The 1,534-nt window shown below is 68.6% G+C and carries 2 protein-coding genes; both read right to left on the bottom strand.

What is annotated here, in order from left to right:
- On the bottom strand, nt 1-1,045 hold a 1,045-nt coding region (tilS, locus tag Y707_RS27895; protein ID WP_051442251.1), incomplete at its 3' end, for a tRNA lysidine(34) synthetase TilS.
- A gap of 17 nt (nt 1,046-1,062) precedes the next feature.
- Nucleotides 1,063-1,534, bottom strand: a 472-nt coding sequence (locus Y707_RS30205; protein ID WP_035782867.1) for an Rv3626c family coenzyme F420 biosynthesis-associated protein, incomplete at its 5' end; no start/stop codon positions are given.

Below are 1,534 nucleotides of genomic sequence, written 5' to 3'. Positions count from 1 at the left end.
CCTGCCGGTGGACGTCCACCTTTCCGGCGAGTTGAACCGGACCGGCGGATCCCCGGCGCTCCAGCAGCGACTCGACGGCATGGATCCGCTCGAGGCTGGGACGGTCGGCACCAAGTCCGACGGCGGCCAGGGCCAGCAGCCGGTACCGCATCGCCGCGGGCTGCTGACGCAGTTCGTGCTCCGGCAGCAATATACGTTCCGGTTCGACGACGGCGAGCGCACCGTAAAGCTCGGCGCTGCGCTGGTCCAGGTACTCGGCGTCCTCGGCCAGAATCGTCGCCGACCGGTGCAGGGCTTCAGCGATTCCGGGCCCGAGTTTCTCCTCCAGGAAGGGCAGCACCTCGGTCCTGACCTTGGAGCGCGTGAACGCCGGATCGGCATTGGTTGGATCGTGCCACGGATCCAGTCCCTCGGCCTCGCAGATGCCTTCCGTGTCCGCCCGGCGCAGCCCAAGGAACGGGCGCAGGTAATGTCCGCGTTGTGACGGGATGCCCGCCAGCGAGCGCGTTCCGGAGCCTCTGGCCAGTCCAAGCAGGACGCTTTCTGCCTGGTCGTCGAGGGTGTGGCCGAGCAGGACGGCGACCGCCTGGTGGCGTTCCGCGGCGGAATCGAGGGCGCGGTAGCGGGCCTCACGGGCGGCGCCTTCGGGCCCCAGATGTTCGTCATCCACCGTCACCGGGACGACGTCGACCGGGTCCAGTTCCAGCTTCCGCAGCACGTCGGCGGCCGCCGCGGCAACCTCGGCGCTGCCATCCTGCAGGCCATGGTCGACGACGACGGCTCCCGCGGCTATGCTTCCCCGTCGGGCGAAGAAGGCCGTCACCGCGGCCAGCGCGAGCGAGTCAGGACCACCGCTGCAGGCCACCAGCACGAGCGGTGTTTCGGGTCCGTGTTCCGCGGCTTCCCGGTCCGCCCTTGAGCCGCGGGGAATGATCGGGATGCCCGCGCCGATCAGCGCGGACTTGAGCGCATTCCGGCCGGTGCCGACGACGGGAGCCAGCCGCCGCCGTCGTCCATCAGCGCGGTACCCGGGCCGTCCGCCCACTTTCTAAAGTCCCATTCCTACAGGCCCATGCGGGCGATCCACAGGTCCGCGTTATGGATTTCCTTCTCGGTCGGCAGGCACTCCGCGCTGGCCCAGACCCGGTTGAAGCCTTCCATCCCGGCCTTGTCCACCACGGCACGGACAAAGCGTGCTCCATCGCTGTACTGGCGCATCTTGGCATCCAGACCGAGGACGTGCCGGATCCACTTTTCGAGCGCGCCACGGTCCTTGCCACGGGCATTGAAGCGCCTCCGGATGGTTTTCACGGTCGGCACAATGTCGGGTCCGACGGCGTCCATCACAACGTTTGCGTGGCCCTCGAGCAGGCTCATCACCGCCGTCAGGTGCGACAGAACGGCCTGGTCCTCGGGGTCCTGGATGACGGATAGCACTCCACCGGGGCCGGCCGGTTCGTCCGACTCTCCGTTTCCAGCGCTGACCGACCTGGCGGATTTGCCCAGACTCTTCGCGGCTGCGGCCAGCCGCTCG

The sequence above is a fragment of the Arthrobacter sp. H14 genome (genome assembly GCF_000520495.1).
In the GTDB taxonomy this organism is placed as follows: Bacteria; Actinomycetota; Actinomycetes; order Actinomycetales; family Micrococcaceae; genus Arthrobacter_C.
The sequence above is the reverse complement of the archived record's forward strand: the minus strand, read 5'-3'. Positions and strand labels throughout refer to the sequence as shown.